Raw genomic sequence first — 16,917 nt, forward strand, 5'->3', positions numbered from 1 at the left:
CGCTGGCAGCCCTAAGCTTGCCCGCCGAAACGTCCTGATCGAATTGAATCTCGATAGTGAGTTGATTTCCAGCAATAAAACACAACACAGATCCGACAGGAATGCTGTCGGATCTGTCGCAAGTGCGATCTCGTAAAAGTTACTGTATAGTTTACGAGCGAGATGTCCACATCTTAATTGCACACGCAAGGCTCTTGATGAGCTGGGCCGTAACAGTCGGCTTTTTTGGCGTCAAAGCTATTTGGCTCGATGGTTGAATCACGATCGGGCAGCCAGACGATAGGATCTTCTCGAGAAGGAAGGGGATCATGCAGATCTGTTTGATTAGCGTGTTGGCGGCAAGCTTCGTTTGGGCGCTAGCGAGTGTGCTGCCGGGTCCAGCGCGAGCGCAAACCGATTTTGTGCAACCCGCGGTTCAGGACTCTTCGTCAAAGCCGATCGCGAAAGTCGTCACTGTCTTCGGTTCGGTCACGATCGAACACAAGAATGCAGTCATCGTTCAGGCAAACGTTTCCGGTCAAGCCTCCCAAACCAAGGTTGGCGATCTCGTCTATTTGAACGACGTGGTTCTGACCGGAGCCGGTGGCCGGGTCGCGATCAACTTTGCCGATGGCACCTCGTTCAACCTGTCGAGCAACGCCCGCATGGTCTTGAACGAATTCGTCTACGACCCCAACGGAAAGTCAAATTCGAGCTTGCTCAGCCTGACCAAGGGAGCGTTCACCTTTGTTGCCGGCAACATCGCGAAGACCGGCGACATGAGGGTCGACACCCCTGTCGCGACGATGGGCATTCGCGGTACCACGCCACACATCGAGATATCGGATGATGGAACGGTCCGATTTTCTACACTTATTGAAGAAGGCAAAAGCAAGCTTGTAGAAAGGGGCAGGACGCCCGCGACGCAGCAGCTTGAGCAGAAAATCGACCACACATTCGATCCCAACATCTGTCGCGGGTGCTAAGGTCGCGCCTTGAGCACAAGCCGCTCTCGGAGGGAAGCAAGGTTCTGCCACCGAATGGCGACTTGCGGAGATCGGCGGTCGCAGATTCCGGGATCGGGAAGCCTGATATGGAAGGTCGTGCAGTGACGGGAGCCATCGAGGGCTTGGCAATGCTTCTGGTCGCGCTGCTGCTCACTTCGCCGGCGGCGGCGCAAGATCCGCAACAGGATAGCAATCTCCGCAATGTTGAGCTGTGCAATGGGGTGAATCGTGCGCCATTGGAAGCTCGCGTTAATGGTTGCACGGCGTTCATCGATGCGCGTCAGGACATGACGACGACCGGCCTGGCGATTGCGTATAACAATCGCGGTAACGCCTATGCCGCCGAGCGCGACTATGATCGCGCCATTCAGGATTTCGACAGTTCGATCAAGCTCGATCCGAATTACACCAAGCCGTTTAACAATCGCGGCGTCGCCCTCCTGAAGAAGGGCGAATACGATCTCGCGATCGAAGCTCTCGACCAGGCGATCAGCCTCAACCTTGGTTACGGCGAAGCCTTCGCCAACCGCGCCGAGGCGTACCTGAAGAAGGGTGAGTACTTTCGCGCGACGCGGGATTATGATGAAGCAATTCGTCTCGAGCCCGACCTCGAAGGTGTGTGGAACGGGCGTTGCTGGACCCGCGCCGTGGTCGGTGCGTTGCAGGGGGCGCTGGCGGATTGCAACAAGGCGCTTCAGTCGGGCTCCGACAGCGCCGCGACGTATGACTCGCGCGGCCTGATCTACCTGAAGATGGGCCGGATTTCAGCGGCGATCGATGATTATGATTCTGCTCTTCGGCTGGATCCGAAGCTGGCGAGCGCGCTTTATGGTCGCGGGCTTGCCAGGCTCAAGCGGGGCGAGGAAGCTCACGGCAATGCCGATATCGCAGCCGCCAAGACAATCCGGGACAGCATAGCCGACGACTTCTTGCGGTATGGCTTGCGATAGGAATCGTCGCGCCTCGAACCTGCTTGCCGAAGTCGGTGGTGCAAGAGACATCGCATGCTTCGCTGGGTCGATACCTATACCTTTGACAGCACGACCTTGACTTACACGCTCTACGTTGGACACACATTCAGTCAAATCCAGGTCGACTACGATCAAGCGCAAGCTGGAAACGCCACCCTTCGCCGTCAACAACATCCCCTATAATGAGAAGACGACTATTCCGAGCACTGATCTATTGTTCAATGTGTCGGCGGTCGATAGGGACGGCGATTCAGCGGCGACCGGCTTTCAGGTCGACCTTCAGGGCAGCACGACCGGGGCGGCCGCCTTCACGTTTGCGGCCGTTTCGCACAGCGCGACGCCGATTGGCGGCAGCGGCACCGGCTCAACGACGACCATGTCCAGTCCCACGGTTGAGGCCACCGGCGCCACGTCCGGTACGTCGATAACGGCCGGCACGCCCACCGATCCTGCCTTCGGCAACACCTATCTCACAGCGTTCGACCAAAGCCCGGCGTGGTTCGATCATCACGAACACACCACCGGAGTTCACGTCCCGCCAGCAGATGGAGCGCGAGCGATTGAGCCGCCCGTGCCGGACCACCAACCAGACGGTAATTTCAATATCGCTCCAAACTATGGGCCAGGCGCTCTCATTGCTCATGTGCCGCACGATCTGATCTTGTGAGGGGCGTGAGAAGCCCTACGCTGGCTCCAACAGCGGTCTCGTCATCTCCCCCATCGTAGGCACCAGCGATGGAGCATCACAATCCAGCCGAGCGAGCCGATCGACGAGTTCTCGCAGCCTTGGTGGTAGATCGGCGTAATTGTCTCGCAGGGCAAAGCGGAGTCTGTCGCCAATCTCTTCACAGATTGCGCGCGCGTGCTCGGACGAAATCGGATGATGCTCAGTCATGGACGTGGACGGCTTGTGAAGATGAAGAGCCGGCAAGCTGCAGTTCCGCAACAGCAGATCCGGCATATGCGCAGGCGATCAAGACGAGGATCCGAACAATGCCGAACACGAGGCGCTCTCCTTTTTGTCTACCTTTCAATAGCAGGAGGTCGTTGCCGTGTGATTAGGGGAACTGGTTCTCACGGGCTTTAGAGAATTGGTAAATGTGAGGTTCAGGATGCGCGACCGGCCTGTTTATGCGGGGGGCATTCGAAGCGTCGTGTCCGTTGCCGGGAGGTCTGCCGTGCTGAAAGAGAGTATGTTCAGCACCGCCGATCCCCGATCAAAGCGCAACGCTTTCGAGCTTTTGACCGCGCTGATAAGCTGCGGTTGTCTCGCTCTTGTATTTGCGAGCCAGCGCGGCCTCGCGGGCGCCCTCCGGCTAGCCTGCATTCCTCTGCCTATGTCGCAAGGGTCGCTCGGAAGCCGTGCCCTTAACCTATGCGCTTGAGCACGGCCAACATGGCGTTCTCGGAAAACTCCTGGCCGTCCGGCGAAATGAAAATCAGTTCGCTTTACTGACCTTTGCCGTGCTCATCGAGAATATCGACCGCCGACCGCGAAACTCTCGTCCAACATAATCTGCCTCGAAACACAATGAACAGAAAGACCCAATCCTAGGCCGGCCCCTGAACGGGAGAAAGTGGAATCCAACAGAGGATTTGGAACCTAACGGCAATCGAGGAGGGGCTCGCTGGAACAAACAGGCACGCAAAAAAACGCCGCCCGCTTAAATGTATCGCGGGCGGCGGCTTTCCAGCCCCGGGTAGGTGATGCAAAATCCCGGCGGGAAATACTCTGCACGGCGCGTGCCAAGGTTTTGTGTCACGCGGTGGGGCACTCGGGCAGTTAGGATACCCTTAAGCCCTACAGAGTATACGTGCATCCATCACAGTTCCCGCGAGCTTCTGTGATTTGGAATGCAGGACGGTCCCGCACAGGCGCGCGGGACCGTTTTTGTTTGGGCACCCCCCCAACCCGCGCGACGCACATCCGCAGCGTCATGGAGCTACTCTTTCTAAAACGACGCGGCCTCGGCGGTTCAGCCAGCGCTGGCGGCACCGACGCCCCAGAGGGGGCTAAAGGCCAGGGCGGCGATCCCTTACCGCGCGATACGCATTGATGGGGTTTGGGCGGCGGCGTCGGCCAAATCTGCACGACGACGATATGCTAGAGTTGAAAACGCCAGGGGCAATTGCAATTCCGAACCAGCCCTAAAGGGCGTATCGGCACGAGGATGGGCATACCCAGAAGATTAGTCGCCCGGCGACGCCGGCGCGAATCCAAACCTTAAAAGAAGGCCCCAGTGCGGGGGGGGGGACGATAGCACTGAGGCCCAAGGCGTCATGGGCTGTTCAAACCCAGCGCTCAACGCTGGGCCGCGCGGCTCGTTCCTAAATAGTCGTCCGTGAAGAGCGGCTAAGCGATTGAGCTAGAATCGCATTTGTCGTTGTGGACTGTTTTGCGATTGCAGGGTTTTGATGCTTCGAGCATCGGAACCCTGCAATTTCATTTTCAGGATTCCGTCGAATCGCCAGTCATGATTCCGTCGTCGCATCGGAGGTGGCGATGCGACCGAAGAAGCACAGGACGACGGGATCGGGCGATCTGTTCCGGGCCAGGCTGGACCAGATCATCAATATGAAGCACGAGCTGGTTCAGCTCGCCGGCAAAGTCGATTGGGACTGGATCGACGGTGAGATCGCGCCACTCTATAGCGAGAACGGTCGGCCAGGCATCGCGACCCGATTCATGATCGGGCTGCTGTTGCTCAAGCACATTTATGGCCTGTCCGATGAGGGGGTGTGCGAGCGCTGGGTCCACGACCCGTACTTCCAGTTCTTCACCGGCGAAGAGTTCTTTCAGCACGCCTTCCCGCACGAGCGCTCGGACCTGAGCCACTGGCGCAAACGGCTCGGCGACAAGCTGGAGCTGTTGCTGGCCGAGAGCTTGCGGGTGGCGCACGAGGCCGGCGCGTTACGCAGCCAGGACCTCAAGCGGGTCACGGTCGATACCACCGTGCAGCCGAAGGCGATCACCTTCCCGACCGATGCCAAGCTGCTGCACGCGGCGATCAAGGGGCTCAACCGCCTGGCGAGGAAGCACGGGGTCAAGCTGCGGCAGTCCTACCTTCGCATTGCCAAGACCGCGGCAATGATGGCGGGGCGCTACGCCCATGCCAAGCAATTCAAACGGCATCAGCGGCAGTTGCGCATCCTGCGTAGCCGGCTGGGCCGGATCATCCGCGATCTCCGCCGCAAGATCGAAGGTCAGGCTGTGATCGAGAACGCGTTCGCCCTCCCGCTCAGCCGGGCTTCGCAGATCCGCTCGCAGCAGCAACGCCAGCGCGGCTGGAAGCTCTATTCCTTCCACGCCCCGGAGGTGGAGTGCATCGGCAAGGGCAAAGCAGCCGCGCCTTACGAGTTCGGCGTCAAAGCCTCCATCGTCACCAACAACCGCCTGGCTCCTGGGGGCCTGTTCGTGCTGCACGCCACGGCGCTACCCGATAACCCGTACGACGGTCATACCTTGCAGGACGTCATTGACCGCACCGAGACACTCACCGGCTGCGCGATCGAGCGGGCCTATGTCGACAAGGGATACCGCGGTCACAACGCACAAAATCCCCGCCGAATCTTCATCTCTGGCCAGAAGCGCGGCGTCTTCGGTGTCATCAAGCGCGAGCTGCGCCGCCGCTCCGCCATCGAACCCATCATCGGACACCTGAAGACCGATGGTCACCTCGGCCGCTGCTACCTCAAAGGCCGCGCCGGCGATGCGGCTAACGTCATCCTCTCAGCCGTCGGCCACAACTTCCGCCGCATCATCGCCTGGCTAAGGGCTCTTTGGTGCCTGATCCTGACCACCCTCATCGCTGCCGCCAGCGACCGCTCTCCGCTTAATTCGGTTTCTTAACGGACGACGAGATAGAAATGGGTACATAGCGAGATAGCGGTTTGCCATTCGGCCGCCCCGGATTCTTTCTTGGGGAGGCCGCCGCCATATCCATTTGATGATGAACAACCGTTCATGGAACGGGTGCTGAGTTCAGGTCGTTGATTGCCGGGGCTGGGTCTGAGGAGGAGAGTTATGAAGCACGCAATTATCGCACTTTCTACCGCCTGCATCATCGCTGCTGCCCCTGCCGCTTTTGCAAAGGGCGTATCAAGCAAGACACCTGGTCACGAAATGCAGGCGAAGGGCCCCAAGAAGGGCAGCCCCGGCGCGTCCGGTTACGCTCCGGGACAAGAGATGCAGGCGAAGGGGTCAAAGAATGGGAGCCCCGGGGCTTCCGGCTATGCTCCTGGTCAGACCACAGGTTCAAGCTCCACAAGGTCCAAGTGAGAAACGGCGGCCCCGCTGCTCGATCCCGGCGGGCTTTCGTTTGGGACGATGTTCGGGCGGAGAGCGGTCAACTCGGGCCTTCACGGTAGTGGGTCAGTTTGAAAACTGACCCCGAAAGAAATAGCTTGGTTAATCATCGAAACCCGTAGTGGGGCCGTCCGTAACTTGGAAAGCGGACGGCCCTTGCCCGCCACTTCCAATTGCCCCTGCCTCAACAGAAGCGATGGCCGACTCCAAATTTACGTGGAGTCGGCCACTTTGGTTTCAGAACGGAACAGATGTCTGGCAAGCATTAATCGGCGGAATTTTTCTGCAAGAGCCATCCTTGCGACTTTTCCCTGATCCACTCCAGCGCCTCAGCCGAGCAGCCAGCTAACGATCAGTTTGGTGTCGGCATTGATGGCGGTCCACGTCCAAACATCGCCAGCACTCGCCGGAGCGGCCTTAGCGCCCTCACGTTCGCGGCCCTAACGCCCGCGCAGCCGGGCCCTTGCCCTCTTCCTCTGGCGTGGGGTCCCTAGGGCGTTTTGGGGTCATTTCTCACCTCGCGCCTCAGCTCATCTCGCATCCTGACCAGCTCCAGTAGATGCTCCGCCGCCCCCTTGCGCTGCGCTGCAAAATCTTCCGCGTCCTCCGCTGTCCAATTCGGGCGCTCTCGATTGGCGCGTTCGTGCTCAACCTTCTCCCCAAACTTGTGATCAGCGATATCTCGCTCGATCTGGGCGAACTGCTCAGCCGGCGTTTTCATCCCCCGAATATGCGACGTTGACAGTCAACGTTCCAGTAGCGAAACCCCGCCAGAATCAAACTGACCCACTACCTAGCGCGACGCGGGATATGAAAAAATCGACAGGTGATGGAAACATCCGCAGGGGGGGTGTGGAATCAGCCTCGCCCCATCCCACGGGGCTGGGGGGTGAGATGGAGCGAGACCTCTGCGCAACGCATAGAGTCGTTGCCGTTCCAGTATTGTTTCCGATTCGAGGCAGGTTCGAGGCGGCGCTGGAACCAGAGGAACCGCACAACGGTCTGCCACTTTATCCTGGGTGCGTTTGGACGTTCATGGGAGATGATCGATGCGCCAATTATTGCTTGCCGCTGTCGGGTTACTGATCGGAGTATCATCGTCATTAGCTCAGGGGCATATGGGCACTCCGCAGGAGCAACAGGCGTGCAGGCGCGATGCGCAGCGATTCTGCCGGCAGCAACTCGGCGATGACGGAGCGGTTCAACAATGTTTGCAGCAAAACCGCACGAAACTGAGCAAGAGTTGTCAGAAGGTATTTGAGAGCCACGGCATGTAGATTGGGTTCACATGCCGCCGATCCTCGGCGCTGCATCAGCTGGAGAGCCTGCGTTCAGACGCCAAACGACCGACGCATCTCAAGAGCAATCTCCTTGAAGGCGTCGGTATATCGACCGTGCTCAAAATGTTGGTCCCAAGCGTAGAGAATAGCGACGACGCCGATGGCGACAATAATTCCCTTCATAAAAACTCCAGATCGATCCGGCTTAGAATGTTGCCCGTAGTAGCAAAAACAGCGGCACCTGGCCTCCAGAGGCGCTAGATGATGGAAACAATCCTACCGCGTGATGACCGGTATCGGTCCGGTAGCTGTCCGCCAGCCGCGCGTACGCGATCGTGAGGCGGACGCGACCGACCCCGACCGCATCCGGTTCTCTCCGTCGATCCTTCCGCCCTACATGCGCCGGTCGAAATCGATTGAGACGCTGCTGCCGATCCTTTACCTGAAGGGTATCTCCACCGGCGACTTCTCCGAGGCGCTGGCTGCGCTGCTTGGCAAGGACGCCGCCGGGTTGTCGGCATCCGCCATCGGCCGTCTGAAGGACGGTTGGCTTGACGAACACACCGCGTGGCAGAGGCGAGATCTGTCGGCGAAGCGCTACGTCTACATCTGGGCCGATGGCATCCATCTTCAGGCACGCCTCGAAGACGAAAAGCAGTGCATCCTGGTGCTGATCGGCGCGACGCCGGAAGGCCGCAAGGAACTGGTCGGCTTCACCGATGGCGCCCGCGAGAGCGTACAGGACTGGCGCGATCTGCTGCTCGAGCTGAAGCGGCGCGGGCTCGACGTGCCGCCGCGGCTCACCATCGCCGATGGCGCTCTCGGGTTCTGGAAGGCCGCCGGCGAGGTCTGGCCGAAAACGCGCGAGCAGCGCTGCTGGGTGCACAAGACCGCGAACGTACTCGCCAAGTTGCCAAAGAGCCAGCAGCCGAAGGCCAAACGCGCGTTGCAGGAAATCTGGATGGCCGAAACCAAGGCCGCCGCCGAGCTGGCGTTTGACGCCTTCATCGAGAGCTACACGCCGAAATACGAGAAGGCGGCCGACTGCCTGAGCAAGGATCGGGAAACGCTACTGGCGTTCTACGACTTCCCGGCCGAGCACTGGAAGCACCTGCGGACCACCAATCCCATTGAAAGCACCTTCGCTACCGTGCGCCACCGCACGATCCGATCAAAGGGATGCCTGTCCAACAGGACGGCGCTCGCGATGGTCTTCAAGCTGCTCGAGGCCGCGCAGAAAAGCTGGCGTCGTCTCGATGGCCACAACCAGTTGCCAAAACTCGTTCTCGGTGTGACATTCAGCGATGGGGTCGAGGTCATCGCTAAACCGGCTGACCGTCTGCCCATAACCGCCGCCGCCTAATCGGCCCGGCCGTCACCAAAAATTGGCGATAGCTCCAAGGAGCGCCCATCCGCCGGTCGATGAATTGTTGCCAGGGCGGTGAAAAGTCCTCTTGCTGGTCGGCGGGTTGGACGGACTGATGCCCGCTTCGCTCATCAAGTTCGAAAGCTGCTCCTCCAGCCGCGCGATCTGTTCATCCTCGAGTTTGTCGTCCGTCGTGGAATTCATTTGGTACTCCGCCCCAAAGTCCCCAATGTCGCCCGATCAGGCGTCTACGCTATGTCGATCTGACATTCAACGGAACGGATTTCGGCCCCCGATTGGCGCAGCCTCTGGCGGGATTTCGATGGACTTCCTCCCGCCGGCCTAGCCACTGACCCGCTAGTCCCGAAAAGATACGCCGCCGGGCTCGAAATACATTGTCCCGGCGGCGCCCTGTTTCAAACTGGGCCCTGCAATCCCAGCCGCATCAAGACTAGCAAAGACCGAGCCAGCCTTTGGTGCAGAAGTGTACACAGCGGCAGGGGCTGCTTGCCGGTTACATACCGACCGCGATGTCGATGCCGTATCGTGCGAAGGCAAGAGAGATCGCCAGCCCGACGAGGCTAAACAGGCTCACAATGGCTAAGGTAGAGACTGGACGCGGAGTGGCGAAATCGGTTGTGGGCTTTGAAAGTGCGGTCATCTGAAATCTTCCAAGATCAGAAATGGGGAAGATGATAGGGGGGCTGACGTTACCTGCTCAGTGCGACGGCTCGAACTTCCGCATTTCCTGCAGGCGAGCCAGGCAATAGTCCCGATACAAGGTGTTGATGAAATCCCACATGACCGAGTTCCCCTTTGGTCCAATGACGAGGGACGCTAGGCCGAGTTTGTTTCCGGACTGCTTCTCGGCTTCTCGAAAATGGTTTCGTCGAAAGGAGGGGCGGGAACAAAGTGGCAATCCCAGGAATCATCTTAGTTGCTCCCCGCGGTCACATCCCCCGATTGCTGGGAGTGTTTAGGGAAATGGCGACCCCAGCGCGCCGCCCGCGCTGGGGTCGTTTTTTATTGTACAGCGATTTGTGCGCTGTAAATCAAATATCGATAAAACGTCAATAATTTCAAATTGTTATGGCGGAAGTAGTGTCCTATCAACCCTGCTGTGTCAGTTCGATTTTGTGACATCAGGTCTCCAAAATCTACGGTCCAAGCCACGGCCGACCCCGGCTCAACGAGCAGAAGAGGGCAGGTGCTATACGGGGACTGGAAGCTCTATTCCTTCCACGCCCCGGAGGTGGAGTGCATCGGCAAGGGCAAAGCAGCCGCGCCTTACGAGTTCGGCGTCAAAGCCTCCATCGTCACCAACAACCGCCTGGCTCCTGGGGGCCTGTTCGTGCTGCACGCCACGGCGCTACCCGATAACCCGTACGACGGTCATACCTTGCAGGACGTCATTGACCGCACCGAGACACTCACCGGCTGCGCGATCGAGCGGGCCTATGTCGACAAGGGATACCGCGGTCACAACGCACAAAATCCCCGCCGAATCTTCATCTCTGGCCAGAAGCGCGGCGTCTTCGGTGTCATCACGCGCGAGCTGCGCCGCCGCTCCGCCATCGAACCCATCATCGGACACCTGAAGACCGATGGTCAACTCGGCCGCTGCTACCTCAAAGGCCGCGCCGGCGATGCGGCTAACGTCATCCTCTCAGCCGTCGGCCACAACTTCCGCCGCATCATCGCCTGGCTAAGGGCTCTTTGGTGCCTGATCCTGACCACCCTCATCGCTGCCGCCAGCGACCGCTCACCGCTTAATTCGGTTTCTTAACGGACGACTAAGTTCTTGCTGAGCGTCGAGCGTGGCGCGATGCTGCCCGAACAAGGTGCTGAACTCCTTCGGATTACCCTGTTCGATGGCGAGCTTGCCGTAGCGATCGACGATGTTCTGCCGATACACCGCCACCGATGCGCCGAACCTGCTATCGTCGGGGAACGGCGGGTCACGCGACCAGCTATCCGCCAGGAGGCCGAGGCCGCGCAGCGAGAGCGCCTCGACCAGGGCCTCCTCGAGCCACTGGCAGGGTCCTCCAAGCTTGGCATCCGCCGCCAGGAGTTGCAAGTCACGTGGCCGAATTGGTGGGCGAGCTTGGACCAGTCGCGCTCGCTGATGGCGACGATGATCCATGCGATGTTCGTGCCGTCCGCATGAAGCCACACCGCTGGCGGTCCCGACGTTCGCTCCTCGACCCTCAAACGGTCCGGCTGGTCGTCCGAGACAAGCCGGACGCTGTCGTAGCAGTACGTGCGCATCCGCTGCACGATGTGCATTGCGGCGTCCGCAGTCATACGGCCCCAGTCGCCGGCGAGCTCGACGGGCGGTGGCCCACAGGTGCGGTTTTGAGAGCATCAGTGCGGGATCCACCCTGATTGGGGGAGCGATCGGGGACGAAGAATAACTCCTTGATGGCGTCCTTTGGCGATTGAATTGGCTTCTAGCTGCGACTAGCATCGAAGAACTGAGTCCTAACTACAGGATCGAACATGCGTAGTTTATTGATGAGCTGCGCCATCAGCGCTACCATTATGGTCGGGCAAGCCCAAGCCCAAACCCAGCCTCAGGCCCAAGCCGAGCCACAAACCCAAGCCCCACGTGAGGTTATCGCGGTTGATACGATCGAGCTGCGAGCCGAACAGACGCGCACATTTGCCTTCGATGAGCCAGTGACTAAATTTAATCTTTCGGCTGAAGGTGTTGCGCAAATCATCCCCGAGACTGATCGGACATTTACTGTGCGGGCAGTCGCGCCAGGGAAGGTGTTGATGACCGCCTATGCTCCGGACGGCAGAGTCGTTCATCGATCCAATATCCTCGTTGCACCAAGCGAGGGCTTCGTGAAGATTTACGGCCATAGGGAGACGAAGGACTTTGCTGGCTTCTATTGCTCGAACAGCGGTTGCGGGCGAGCGGATCCGGACAAAGTGCCTTACACGGCGTCAGTGCAGCAGGCGCAGCAGAAAAGCAGAGGTGATAGCGACAACACCATGAAAGAAGAGGTGCGGTGAAAGGCCATTCCCAATGCGGCTCGAAGGTAGGCATCTCATCTAGCTAGCAGGCTATCGAAGAACTCTCAGCCGCGTTCGCAAACGAAGGCTGAATCGTCGCCATTGTGGATGTAGAAGTGGCCAACGAGCCTGCCTGCAGTGCCGATCATTCCCATGGGAACTCGGCGCAGGCCGATCTGGGTGCCGTAGCGCACGTCCAGGAAGTCGCCCCAAAGGCGATTTCGCCATCGGACTTGCCCTGGAACGTGAGATGTGCCTCTTCAACAAGATCGAGGAAGCCGCCGTCCCAGACGTCCATCTCTACGATGGGCCAGCGGCGGGCAAAGGCCTTGGCCAAGTCGGGCACCTTGGCCATCAGCCGGGCTTGGCAATCAGCCTCGGGAGCCCCACCAGATTGTAGGCTGCGGAAGAGAAGGTAGGACCCATCCGACGCGATCACGGCCCCTGGAAGGCTCCGCGCGCGGAATATCAGGCTGATTGCCTACGGCACAATCGATTTGTAGCCGGCAAGACGCGTCTGCGTATGGGTAAATTTACGAATCATGTGCTAGTTTAACGACGGAGTGCACGGGTTAGCGTAAGACACGATCATTGGATTAGGCCAACATGGATCTCATCGGTAACCTCGGCACATGGAGCATCTGGCTTGCTGGCTATGTGGTACCATTCGTATTTGTACTGACGATTGTCGTCTTTTTTCACGAACTAGGTCATTTCCTGGTTGCACGCGCGTGCGGAGTTCGGGTCACGACGTTCTCCATCGGCTTCGGTCCCGAGTTGGTGGGCTTCAACGATCGCCACGGTACGCGGTGGAAGGTCTGCTCAATCCCGCTTGGCGGATACGTCAAATTTCTGGGCGACAGTAACCCAGCCGGCGTTGGAGTGGCACAGCCATCTCAAACTGCGAGCATCAGCGATCTTCGCGAGACTTTTACGGGGGCGTCCGTAGGACGCCGGGCCGCGATCGTTGCCGCCGGTCCAATCTCCAACTTTCTGCTCGCGATCGTCGTGTTCTCGGGCACTTTCATGCTCTCGGGCAAGGAAATTGCTTCAACGCGAATCGAGACAATTCAACCAGACAGTCCCGCCGCAGCTGCAGGTTTCCAATCGGGCGACCTGGTGCTCGCAATCGACGGGTCAGCAGTCGCAAGTTTTGACGAGCTCCAGCGCATAGTTAGTGCCAGCGCGGGACGGTTCCTCAAGATCGTGGTTGATCGACACGGTGCTCGTGTCTCGCTCCATGCAACTCCGGCGGTACGCGAGGTGAAGGACGCCATCGGAGACGTTAGCCGAATTGGGTATCTCGGACTGGGCCGTTCAAGAGCCCCGGAAGACACTAAGATTGAAAAGTTTGGTCCGATTCAGGCAATCGGGCTCGGCGCGAAGCAGACCTGGTTCATCGTCGACCAAACTCTGCGCTTCCTTTTCAGTGCTGCGGCCGGCAGCGCATCGCCAGACACGCTGGCCGGTCCGATCAGAATTGCCAAGGTATCTGGCTACGTCGCAACATTCGGGATATCGGCCTTGGTTCAACTCGCCGCAATCCTGTCTGTCTCGGTCGGTCTACTTAATCTTTTGCCGATGCCTGTGCTCGATGGAGGCCATATTATGTTTTACATGATCGAGGCCGCACGGGGCCGGCCGTTGCCGGCAGTCGCGCGGGAATGGTGTATGCGGGTTGGGGGCGCCCTCATCTTGGCGTTGATGATATTCACGACCGTCAACGACATTTGGCGTTTGGCCGCGTAACACTCGCTTGGAAGCCGCGTCTGCGGAAAACAAACTCCAGCCCTTCGTTCCCCCCATTCTGCAACCTGATCCCCGCTCGAGCGGCGTAACCATGCACGTCAACAAGGTTCATCACGTCACCACCGTCAACCGTGTTGCCGAGGATCTTGGCGAAGACGAAGACTGGCTGCGAGACGTCGCCAATGAAATGGAAATCGAAGACGGCGCCATCTGGGTCTATGGCGACGGAGAACATGGCATCCAGGCCTTCACCGACTTCGGAATCGAAAACCTCATCGAGCTCGTCCGTATGTACAAGGAAAGCCCGGAGCTGCCAGAATAATCTAATGAGCTACGGCCTACGCCGGATGCGTACGGATATCGGTTCCGTTCTCGAGAAGATGTGTCGCGAAGCTGTGGCGTGCGGAGCGTGACGCGCTTGGTCAGGCCTGCAGCCTTCATCGCCGACCGGCAGGCGGCATGCAACACGGTCTGATCGATCGGATGATCTTCGTCACGACCAGGGAACAGATAAAGCCGTGGCCGGGCGAGCCGCCAGTAGGTGCGCAGGATGCCCAGCACCTGGATGACGCCGCGGGCGCTGTCGATGTCTTCGATCCTCAGTCCCGCAACCTCCGAGGCCCTGAGCCCGGCCGCATAGGCGGTGTTGAGCGTGGCGCGGCTCCTCAGGTTCGATACCGCTTCAAGAAACTGAACCACTTCGTCGGCGCTGAGCACGACCGGCAGCTTGCGCGGTTCTCGCGCATACGGAATGCGCTCTGGGACGAGCGCCTCGCCGAGCGTGACGCCGTAGAAAAAACCGTAGCGCACAGACAATCTGGTTCAGCGTCGGCCATGATATGCCGGTCGAGACCAGATGCACCTGGGGAAGGCGCGGACGTGTTCCAGCTCTAACCTCGGCCAAAATAGCGGCTGAACTTCGAAACCGCGCTGATGTAGGATCGCTGCGTCGCCGGCGACAGATTGCGGACGGTCATGTCTTCGATCATGCGGCGGCGAAGAGGGCTAAAATCGGCCATCTCGATACTCCTGTCTGAGGGGGGCTCCAACACCCACATCCTCTCAGCCAGGAGGCGACCTAACCACCTTGCCCCTTGCCCCTTACGCCGCGGCAGCGGCTTCGTTCAATCCCCATCTGATTCATTTCGGTCAGATTTTGCTCTCTAAATCGTTAAAGCCTAAATCCCGCCGCTCGCGCGTCGTCGAAAAACATCTTAACCGTTTCAAGCGAGTAGTCATTTAAATCCTTACCCACCAGATGAAGTTTTTTTAGCAACTCGTTGGTGACGGTGATGACATGGCACCCGATTGCGTCAGCCTGAAAAATATTCAGGAGCTCCCTCGGACTAGCCCAAATCAACTCGGCTGTTGGGGCAGCTTTGAGCAATTCCAAAGCCCCCGCCATGAGAGGAACTGGATCCAGACCCGTATCAGCAATGCGGCCAGCAAACACTGAAACGTAACTTGGGACGTCCGGATCCAGGGCAGCCACGACGTCCCGCACTTGATCCAAGGTCATCAGCGCGGTGATGTTCAACTTAACCTTCTTGGCGGCAAGCTTCTCGATAAGCCTGTAGCTGCCTTCCCGTTTGGTATTAGTGACGGGAATCTTAACGTAGACATTCTTGCCCCAACTCGCAATTTCCAGCGCCTGACGCTCCATTTCGGCAAAATCGTCGGAGAACACTTCGAGCGAGATAGGCCGATTGGGAATGGCTGCTAGAATATCTAGGGAGAAAGCCTTGTAGTCAGTGATTCCGGCCTTGCGCATCAACGTCGGATTGGTGGTCAGACCTTTAACGAACGGCTTTGCATACATCTCCAGCATGCCTGCCTTGTCCGCGCCATCGGCGAAAATCTTGACGTTTAGCTCTTCAATTGTTTTCATTGTCACTCTCGCTCTCTATGACTGTCAGCGCTTCATGCGTCGAGAAGACCCTGTGGTTGTAGTTGGTAGGGGGCGGTTCCTCGTACGCGCGATCGATGAAGATGGTGCGGGTACCCGCAGCGATGCCGGCCTCCACATCACTTCCGCGGTCCCCGACCATATAACTCCGCCTCAGGTCGATTTCGAACTCGGCGGCGCCGGCCAGTAGCATTCCTGGCTTCGGTTTGCGGCAGTCGCAGCCGTCACCGCCGTCATGGTAGCAGACGATGAACCTTTCGATCGCCGTTATTTTGCGCGCAATAAGCCTATTGATTGCCTCGACTGTCTCCTTGCACGTGGTTCCACGCGCAACATCCGGTTGGTTGGTAACCACGATTAGAACGAACCCCCGATCCTTCAGACGCTGAAGCCGCTCACTGAGTCCTTCGTAAATTTCCAGGTCCTCGACCCGCGCCGGAGGGTGAGGCTTTCCCGCTCGGATCATTGGACGATTTAACACGCCGTCGCGATCGAGGAAGATCGCCTTCGATTTCATGAGCGCTAACTCGCAGTCCCGACCGTGGATTCCCACTTCGTCTGGTTTGCCTTCAGTTTCGGATGCGAGACTAGCAGATGCCAAACCACCGCCTGAAACGCTTCAGAGTGAGGAGTGACATTTTCCGAATTTACGGTAGGTACGATCACACAGGCGTCGGCAACCTGAGCAGTGTAGCCACCATCGCGGCCTACGACGCCCATGATCGTTGCTCCGATCGTCTTGGCATACTGCAATGCGGTCACTAGATTTGGGCTGATGTTCTTTTCAATGCTTCCGCCGCCGACGGAAAAAATAAAAATCGCGTCTTTTGTCAACAGCTTGCTGATTTTCAGCCACTCTACAAATATGGATGCCCAGCCCTCGTCATTGGCACGCGCAGTCAATTCTGATACGTTGTCCGTTGGCGCATAGCATTCGATGCCAACGATCTTACGAAAATCATTAACCGCATGAGAACAGTTGCCGGCGCTTCCTCCCACGCCGAGGAAAAAGACTCGGCCGCCCTCGGCTTTCACTTGCGCCAGCAGATCGGCTATCTTTTCAATTGGCGTCAGATCCATCTTTTCGATGATCTGGATCGATTCACGCATGTGCTGTTCAGCGTAACCCATCTTTTCCTGCCCTTGTAAAAATCCGCTGTCCCGACGATCTCACTTGCGTGATGTGCATCAGAATTTTTCAGGTGAGCATATGATATTTTACGAGCGACTTTCGAATATGTCACTCTCGTCCTTTGCCCAAGCTCACCGTATGGTTGCGAGCAGGACCTTAACATTAATAACGAGACATTGCTTGACCCCTTGAAAATTCCC

The 16,917-nt window shown here is 58.4% G+C and carries 16 protein-coding genes and 5 pseudogenes; 10 read left to right on the top strand and 11 right to left on the bottom strand.

Features of this window, described 5'->3' with window-relative positions; all coding sequences use genetic code 11:
* Window positions 1-308: 308 nt before the first annotated feature.
* The 4 genes from ACP2YO_RS20460 to ACP2YO_RS20475 all read left to right on the top strand — a co-directional run bounded on the left by ACP2YO_RS20460 (window position 309) and on the right by ACP2YO_RS20475 (window position 5,807).
* Window positions 309-965, top strand: coding sequence for a FecR family protein (locus ACP2YO_RS20460; RefSeq protein ID WP_426442416.1), 657 nt, complete (start codon window positions 309-311; stop codon window positions 963-965).
* A gap of 107 nt (window positions 966-1,072) precedes the next feature.
* A complete protein-coding gene (locus ACP2YO_RS20465) occupies window positions 1,073-1,936 on the top strand; it encodes a tetratricopeptide repeat protein (RefSeq protein WP_426442417.1) in 864 nt (287 codons plus the stop codon).
* Between the two features lie 235 nt (window positions 1,937-2,171).
* On the top strand, window positions 2,172-2,624 hold the full coding sequence (locus ACP2YO_RS20470; protein ID WP_426442418.1) for a hypothetical protein: 453 nt from the start codon (window positions 2,172-2,174) through the stop codon (window positions 2,622-2,624).
* A gap of 1,836 nt (window positions 2,625-4,460) precedes the next feature.
* Window positions 4,461-5,807 (top strand): IS5 family transposase, encoded by a 1,347-nt coding sequence (locus tag ACP2YO_RS20475; RefSeq protein ID WP_426436472.1) that lies wholly within the window; start codon window positions 4,461-4,463, stop codon window positions 5,805-5,807.
* Between the two features lie 788 nt (window positions 5,808-6,595).
* Here ACP2YO_RS20475 and ACP2YO_RS20480 read toward each other — a convergent pair.
* Window positions 6,596-6,685, bottom strand: a pseudogene (locus ACP2YO_RS20480) (IS1 family transposase); the annotation flags it as partial.
* Between the two features lie 68 nt (window positions 6,686-6,753).
* On the bottom strand, window positions 6,754-6,984 hold the full coding sequence (locus ACP2YO_RS20485; RefSeq protein WP_426442419.1) for a hypothetical protein: 231 nt from the start codon (window positions 6,982-6,984) through the stop codon (window positions 6,754-6,756).
* 328 nt (window positions 6,985-7,312) lie between these two features.
* Here ACP2YO_RS20485 and ACP2YO_RS20490 point away from each other — a divergent pair, with 328 nt between their 5' ends.
* Complete coding sequence (locus ACP2YO_RS20490) at window positions 7,313-7,540, top strand: cysteine rich repeat-containing protein (protein WP_426442420.1); 228 nt, start codon at window positions 7,313-7,315, stop codon at window positions 7,538-7,540.
* A gap of 54 nt (window positions 7,541-7,594) precedes the next feature.
* Here the strand turns inward: ACP2YO_RS20490 and ACP2YO_RS20495 are convergent, their stop codons facing one another.
* On the bottom strand, window positions 7,595-7,726 hold the full coding sequence (locus ACP2YO_RS20495; RefSeq protein ID WP_426442421.1) for a hypothetical protein: 132 nt from the start codon (window positions 7,724-7,726) through the stop codon (window positions 7,595-7,597).
* Window positions 7,727-7,826: 100 nt separating this feature from the next.
* On the opposite strand from ACP2YO_RS20495, the pseudogene ACP2YO_RS20500 reads away from it, so the two are divergent.
* Window positions 7,827-8,906, top strand: a pseudogene (locus tag ACP2YO_RS20500) (IS256 family transposase); the annotation flags it as partial.
* A gap of 12 nt (window positions 8,907-8,918) precedes the next feature.
* Here the strand turns inward: ACP2YO_RS20500 and ACP2YO_RS20505 are convergent.
* Together ACP2YO_RS20505 and ACP2YO_RS20510 are read right to left on the bottom strand one after the other, a co-directional pair.
* Window positions 8,919-9,113: a hypothetical protein gene (locus tag ACP2YO_RS20505; protein WP_426442422.1), complete on the bottom strand. Its 195-nt coding sequence runs from the start codon at window positions 9,111-9,113 to the stop codon at window positions 8,919-8,921.
* A 310-nt stretch (window positions 9,114-9,423) separates the two neighbouring features.
* Window positions 9,424-9,570 (bottom strand): hypothetical protein, encoded by a 147-nt coding sequence (locus ACP2YO_RS20510; protein WP_426442423.1) that lies wholly within the window; start codon window positions 9,568-9,570, stop codon window positions 9,424-9,426.
* A 561-nt stretch (window positions 9,571-10,131) separates the two neighbouring features.
* Here ACP2YO_RS20510 and ACP2YO_RS20515 point away from each other — a divergent pair.
* Window positions 10,132-10,695, top strand: a pseudogene (locus ACP2YO_RS20515) (IS5/IS1182 family transposase); the annotation flags it as partial.
* Here ACP2YO_RS20515 and ACP2YO_RS20520 read toward each other — a convergent pair.
* On the bottom strand, window positions 10,672-10,986 hold the full coding sequence (locus tag ACP2YO_RS20520; protein WP_426442424.1) for a hypothetical protein: 315 nt from the start codon (window positions 10,984-10,986) through the stop codon (window positions 10,672-10,674). The pseudogene ACP2YO_RS20515 and the gene ACP2YO_RS20520 sit on opposite strands and share 24 nt — an antisense overlap.
* A 422-nt stretch (window positions 10,987-11,408) precedes the next feature.
* On the opposite strand from ACP2YO_RS20520, the gene ACP2YO_RS20525 reads away from it, so the two are divergent.
* The gene (locus ACP2YO_RS20525; RefSeq protein WP_426442425.1) at window positions 11,409-11,930 is read left to right on the top strand and encodes a pilus assembly protein N-terminal domain-containing protein; all 522 of its coding nucleotides are present in this window, start codon (window positions 11,409-11,411) and stop codon (window positions 11,928-11,930) included.
* 65 nt (window positions 11,931-11,995) lie between these two features.
* Here ACP2YO_RS20525 and ACP2YO_RS20530 read toward each other — a convergent pair.
* A pseudogene (locus ACP2YO_RS20530) lies at window positions 11,996-12,285 on the bottom strand (hypothetical protein).
* A 251-nt stretch (window positions 12,286-12,536) separates the two neighbouring features.
* Between ACP2YO_RS20530 and rseP the strand changes: the two are divergent.
* Both rseP and ACP2YO_RS20540 read left to right on the top strand, forming a co-directional pair.
* Complete coding sequence (gene rseP / locus ACP2YO_RS20535) at window positions 12,537-13,679, top strand: RIP metalloprotease RseP (protein WP_426442426.1); 1,143 nt, start codon at window positions 12,537-12,539, stop codon at window positions 13,677-13,679.
* Between the two features lie 91 nt (window positions 13,680-13,770).
* A complete protein-coding gene (locus ACP2YO_RS20540) occupies window positions 13,771-14,001 on the top strand; it encodes a hypothetical protein (RefSeq protein ID WP_426442427.1) in 231 nt (76 codons plus the stop codon).
* 31 nt (window positions 14,002-14,032) lie between these two features.
* Here the strand turns inward: ACP2YO_RS20540 and ACP2YO_RS20545 are convergent.
* The 4 genes and pseudogenes from ACP2YO_RS20545 to ACP2YO_RS20560 all read right to left on the bottom strand — a co-directional run.
* Window positions 14,033-14,698, bottom strand: a pseudogene (locus ACP2YO_RS20545) (tyrosine-type recombinase/integrase); the annotation flags it as partial.
* Window positions 14,699-14,850: 152 nt separating this feature from the next.
* Entirely contained in the window at window positions 14,851-15,567 is a 717-nt protein-coding gene (locus tag ACP2YO_RS20550; RefSeq protein WP_426442428.1) for a transaldolase, read from the bottom strand.
* Window positions 15,554-16,102, bottom strand: coding sequence for a D-glycero-alpha-D-manno-heptose-1,7-bisphosphate 7-phosphatase (locus ACP2YO_RS20555; RefSeq protein WP_426442429.1), 549 nt, complete (start codon window positions 16,100-16,102; stop codon window positions 15,554-15,556). The genes ACP2YO_RS20550 and ACP2YO_RS20555 overlap by 14 nt, the downstream gene beginning before the upstream one ends.
* Window positions 16,103-16,107: 5 nt before the next feature.
* Window positions 16,108-16,716: an SIS domain-containing protein gene (locus ACP2YO_RS20560; RefSeq protein WP_426442430.1), complete on the bottom strand. Its 609-nt coding sequence runs from the start codon at window positions 16,714-16,716 to the stop codon at window positions 16,108-16,110.
* Window positions 16,717-16,917 lie beyond the last annotated feature (201 nt).

The organism is Bradyrhizobium genosp. P, assembly GCF_049949265.1.
Lineage (GTDB): Bacteria > Pseudomonadota > Alphaproteobacteria > Rhizobiales > Xanthobacteraceae > Bradyrhizobium.

Coding starts and splice junctions, on each gene's coding strand:
- ACP2YO_RS20460 (WP_426442416.1), top strand. CDS start 309: ATGCAGATCTGTTTGATTAGCGTGTTGGCGGCAAGCTTCGTTTGGGCG.
- ACP2YO_RS20465 (WP_426442417.1), top strand. CDS start 1,073: ATGGAAGGTCGTGCAGTGACGGGAGCCATCGAGGGCTTGGCAATGCTT.
- ACP2YO_RS20475 (WP_426436472.1), top strand. CDS start 4,461: ATGCGACCGAAGAAGCACAGGACGACGGGATCGGGCGATCTGTTCCGG.
- ACP2YO_RS20485 (WP_426442419.1), bottom strand. CDS start 6,984: ATGAAAACGCCGGCTGAGCAGTTCGCCCAGATCGAGCGAGATATCGCT.
- ACP2YO_RS20490 (WP_426442420.1), top strand. CDS start 7,313: ATGCGCCAATTATTGCTTGCCGCTGTCGGGTTACTGATCGGAGTATCA.
- ACP2YO_RS20495 (WP_426442421.1), bottom strand. CDS start 7,726: ATGAAGGGAATTATTGTCGCCATCGGCGTCGTCGCTATTCTCTACGCT.
- ACP2YO_RS20505 (WP_426442422.1), bottom strand. CDS start 9,113: ATGAATTCCACGACGGACGACAAACTCGAGGATGAACAGATCGCGCGG.
- ACP2YO_RS20510 (WP_426442423.1), bottom strand. CDS start 9,570: ATGACCGCACTTTCAAAGCCCACAACCGATTTCGCCACTCCGCGTCCA.
- ACP2YO_RS20525 (WP_426442425.1), top strand. CDS start 11,409: ATGCGTAGTTTATTGATGAGCTGCGCCATCAGCGCTACCATTATGGTC.
- rseP (WP_426442426.1), top strand. CDS start 12,537: ATGGATCTCATCGGTAACCTCGGCACATGGAGCATCTGGCTTGCTGGC.
- ACP2YO_RS20540 (WP_426442427.1), top strand. CDS start 13,771: ATGCACGTCAACAAGGTTCATCACGTCACCACCGTCAACCGTGTTGCC.
- ACP2YO_RS20550 (WP_426442428.1), bottom strand. CDS start 15,567: ATGAAAACAATTGAAGAGCTAAACGTCAAGATTTTCGCCGATGGCGCG.
- ACP2YO_RS20555 (WP_426442429.1), bottom strand. CDS start 16,102: ATGAAATCGAAGGCGATCTTCCTCGATCGCGACGGCGTGTTAAATCGT.
- ACP2YO_RS20560 (WP_426442430.1), bottom strand. CDS start 16,716: ATGGGTTACGCTGAACAGCACATGCGTGAATCGATCCAGATCATCGAA.